Consider the following 3,737-nt stretch of genomic DNA (forward strand, 5'->3'; position numbering starts at 1 on the left):
CGTGCCGAGCCATTTGCCGATCAAGGTTTCGGCCTGGCCGGCGGCGTAGCTGTTGCTGGTGTCGACCAGGTTGACCCCGGCGTCCAGCGCGGCATCCAGAATCGCCAGGCTCTCAGCCTCGGGCGTCGGGTTGACCAGGTTGTCGGTGCCCAGAACGAGCGATGAAATTTTGAGGCCGGTGCGGCCAAAGGCGCGGTATTGCATGGTGCTATTGGCTGCTGTAGCCCCCGTCGACATAGACCATTGCGCCGGTCATGTAGCTGGCGGCGTCGCTGCACAAAAACAGCGCCACCCGGGCGATCTCCTCAGGCTGGGCCAGGCGCCCCATCGGAACCACGCGTTGCCCCATCTCGTGGGCCTGCAGGTCGGTGAGCGGCGTGGCGCGCCCGGCAGAGCGCAACATCGGTGTGTCGACCTCGCCCGGGCAAACACAGTTCAACCGAACCCCCTCGCGCGCCAGTTCCAGCGCAAAGGTGCGCGTGATCTGGTGCACCGCCCCCTTGCTGCTGGCATAGGCCAGTGCGCCGGGCCCGCCCAACTCGCCCCAGATGCTGCCAAAGTTGACGATGGCGCCGCCGCCTTGGCCGCGCATGTGGCGCGCCGCCGCGCGCGTCATGTAAAACACGCCACCGGCGTTGACGGCCATGGCACGCTGCCATTCCTCGTCGGTGGTGTCCACACCCGTTTTGCGCGCAATGATGCCGGCGGCGTTGACCACCGCATTCAGGCGCCCCGTGCGCTGCATTGCGGCGGTCACTGCCTGGTTGCAAAAGTCGGGCTGGCTCACATCACCCGCCAGCGCTGTGGCGCCAATGGCCAGCGCAGTTTGCTCGGCCAGTGCGGCGTTGGCATCGACGATCAGCACGTCGGCCCCGGCGCGGGCAAACAGGCCGGCCACCTGGGCGCCCATGCCGCTGGCGCCGCCGGTCACCAAAACGGTGAAGTCGCTGAAATCAAACTTGACATTTTTCATGCGCGCCCTTTCTTTGAGGTCTGAATCATGCCCGATTTTGGTGGTGTCAGAATTATTTGCACGCCAGTGGATTGATCTTTGCCGACGGAATTGGTACCGTCAACAGGCGCCCGATTGGTGAAACTTGGCTTGCTCCGCTCAGTCACCCAAGCGCCTCATTTTCAAGGATCATTTCATGTCAATCGGTGAATTTGCCTACGCCAACAACAGCAATCGTTTTCTGGCGGCGCCCGAGTTGGCACAGCAGCCCTTTGCCGTGGTCGGTGTGCCTTTTGACGGCGCGGTGACCAACCGGCCCGGCGCGCGTTTTGGCCCGCAGGCCATTCGCAGCGCCAGTTTGATGCTGTGTGACGGCCTGCACCCGCATTTCGAGGTCACGCCACTGGGGCACCTGGGCGACGGCCATGACATGCGCCTGCCCAACGCTTCGCCGCTGGCCGAGGTGCGCGAACGCATTCAGGCCCAAGCCAGTGCACTCATGGCGCGTCACCACTGCGTCTTTCTGGGTGGCGACCATTCCGTCACTCTGCCGCTGTTACGTGCCGCGCATCAAAAATATGGCGCCTTGGCGATGGTCCACTTTGACGCCCACTGCGACACCTGGGTTGACCACTTTGGCGAGCCCTCGGGTCATGGCACCTGGACCTATGAAGCCATTCAGGAGGGCCTGGTCAGCCCGCAGCACTGCGTGCAAATTGGTTTGCGCTCCAGCGGCAAGCGCGCCGCGCGTGAGTATGTGCAAGACCAAGGCGGTTTGATTTTTACCGGCCGCCAGCTGCGCGGGCTCGACGGCGCGGCGCTGCAACCCGTGGTTGCCCAAATTTTGGCGCGCCTGGGTGAGCGCCCGTGTTACCTGACGCTTGACATTGACTGCCTCGACCCCGCTTTTGCGCCCGGCACCGGCACGCCCGAGCCCGGTGGCATGAGCAGTTCCCAGGTGTTGACCCTGCTGGAAGAATTGGCACCGCTCAACCTGGTCGGCATGGACTGCGTGGAGGTGGCGCCCGCCTACGACCACGCCGAACTCACCAGCAATGCCGCCGCCGCCTTTGTCTGGACCTACCTGTGCGGCCAGATTGCCAAACTTGTCTGAAAGCCCAACTGCATGCTGCTCGACTCCGACACCCAGCTCAACCAGCACAGCTATTACGAAGCCAGCGTCACGCGGGACGCCGTGGCACCGCCTTTGCAAGGCCACATCACTGCTGATGTGCTGATGGTGGGCGCCGGGTATGCCGGTTTGTCGGCCGCCATTGAGCTGGCGCAGCGCGGCTTCAAGGTTGTAGTGCTGGAGGCCGACCGGATTTGTGCCGGCGCTTCCGGGCGCAACGGCGGCCAGGCCCTGGCAGGGTTTGCCAGCGGCCAGGCGCCGTTTGAGCAGCAGCTGGGCAAAGCGCAGGCACAGCTGGCGTGGGATATGTCGATGCAATCGCTGGACCTGATTGACCAGCGCATCAAAGACTTTCAGATTGACTGCGACCGTCAGCACGGCTACCTCCATGTGGCCGACTCGGCGCACAAGGCGAGTGCCCTGGCCGCCGAGATGCAGGCCATGGCGCACTACGGCCTGGTGACCGACTTTGCCACGGGTGCCGACGTGCAACGCCACATTGCCAGCCCGCTCTACCAGGCCTGCGCTTATGAGCGCAAGTCGGGCCACCTGCATCCGCTCAAATACGGCCTGGGGCTGGCGCGCGCCGCCCGCAGCCAGGGCGTGCAGATTTACGAGTATTCAGCCGTCACCAGTTTGCAGCGTGGTAAACAACTCACTGCCAGCACCGCCCAGGGTTCGGTCGCCGCGCCTTTTGGTGTGCTGGCCGGCAACTGCATGCTGGCCGAATACGGCCCCAAGGTGGCTCCAGACATTGCGCCACGCATCATGCCGGTCGGCACTTACATGATCGGCACCGCACCGCTTGACCCGGCACTGTGCCGGCGCCTGATCCCGAGCAATGCGGCGGCGTGTGACAACAATTTTGTGCTGGATTATTTTCGCTTCAGTGCCGACCACCGCATGCTGTTTGGTGGCCGCGTCAGCTACACCACCCGCACGCCTGCCAACCTGCAAGCGCTCATGGCTGCGCGCATGGCCAAGGTGTTCCCGGCGCTGCACGCTGCTTCGGTGGAATTTTTATGGGGCGGCTTTGTCGACATCAGCATGAACCGCGCGCCCGACTTTGGCCGCCTGGGCGACAACTTGTACTACCTGCAGGGTTTCAGCGGCCACGGCGTGGCGCTCACCGGCCTGGCCGGGCAACTGGTGGCACAAGCGGTGGCGGGTCAGGCTGAGAAGTTTGACCTGTTTGCCAAATTGCAGCACCGCCGTTTTCCGGGCGGGCCGCTGTTGCGCATGCCCAGCCTGGTGCTGGGCACGCTGTACCACCGGCTGCGCGATATGCTGTGAGCAGCATGCGATTCTCATTGCCGTTATATGAAGCAGCTAGCTGGTTGGCTTCTGAGCAGCGATTGCGTGGGCGGGCAACAGACTGCTCTCAGTTAGCGCCGTCTGCAATTTGATGTTTATTTCTTGTGGCTTCCGTCACAGAGAGGTTTATTGGCCGATGCTTTGCAACCGCAAAAATAAACGTCTTTGCTTTCTGTTGCACTATATTTAACCGGAGTGAACTCGCCGCCTTTGTGCGATCCATCGCAGAATGGCTGGCTCTTGCTCAACCCGCAGGCGCACCAATAATAGTCTTTGCCTTGCTCCACTTTTGTTGCAAATGGGGCATCTGAGGCGCGCACCGGTGAAGTCATGGCAATC

5 protein-coding genes are annotated in these 3,737 nt (G+C 62.9%); 2 read left to right on the plus strand and 3 right to left on the minus strand.

The window, feature by feature from the left end; all coding sequences use genetic code 11:
• A partial coding sequence (locus GPS82_RS13455) for an aldo/keto reductase (RefSeq protein ID WP_296495573.1) occupies window positions 1-204 on the minus strand: 204 nt, incomplete at its 3' end.
• 4 nt (window positions 205-208) lie between these two features.
• Complete coding sequence (locus tag GPS82_RS13460) at window positions 209-973, minus strand: SDR family oxidoreductase (RefSeq protein WP_296495575.1); 765 nt, start codon at window positions 971-973, stop codon at window positions 209-211.
• Window positions 974-1,148: 175 nt separating this feature from the next.
• Between GPS82_RS13460 and speB the strand changes: the two genes are divergently transcribed.
• Both speB and GPS82_RS13470 read left to right on the plus strand, forming a co-directional pair.
• A complete protein-coding gene (gene speB, locus GPS82_RS13465) occupies window positions 1,149-2,066 on the plus strand; it encodes an agmatinase (RefSeq protein ID WP_296495577.1) in 918 nt (305 codons plus the stop codon).
• A 12-nt stretch (window positions 2,067-2,078) separates the two neighbouring features.
• On the plus strand, window positions 2,079-3,377 hold the full coding sequence (locus GPS82_RS13470) for an FAD-binding oxidoreductase (RefSeq protein ID WP_296495579.1): 1,299 nt from the start codon (window positions 2,079-2,081) through the stop codon (window positions 3,375-3,377).
• Window positions 3,378-3,493: 116 nt separating this feature from the next.
• Here the strand turns inward: GPS82_RS13470 and GPS82_RS13475 are convergent.
• Window positions 3,494-3,737 (minus strand): CDGSH iron-sulfur domain-containing protein (locus GPS82_RS13475; RefSeq protein ID WP_296495580.1); only part of this gene is annotated, 244 nt, incomplete at its 5' end.

Source organism: Rhodoferax sp., from assembly GCF_011391645.1.
Classification (GTDB): domain Bacteria; phylum Pseudomonadota; class Gammaproteobacteria; order Burkholderiales; family Burkholderiaceae_C; genus Rhodoferax.

Excerpts from the sequence above, each read along its gene's own strand:
- GPS82_RS13470 (WP_296495579.1), top strand. The coding sequence starts at position 2,079 with ATGCTGCTCGACTCCGACACCCAGCTCAACCAGCACAGCTATTACGAA.
- GPS82_RS13460 (WP_296495575.1), bottom strand. The coding sequence starts at position 973 with ATGAAAAATGTCAAGTTTGATTTCAGCGACTTCACCGTTTTGGTGACC.
- speB (WP_296495577.1), top strand. The coding sequence starts at position 1,149 with ATGTCAATCGGTGAATTTGCCTACGCCAACAACAGCAATCGTTTTCTG.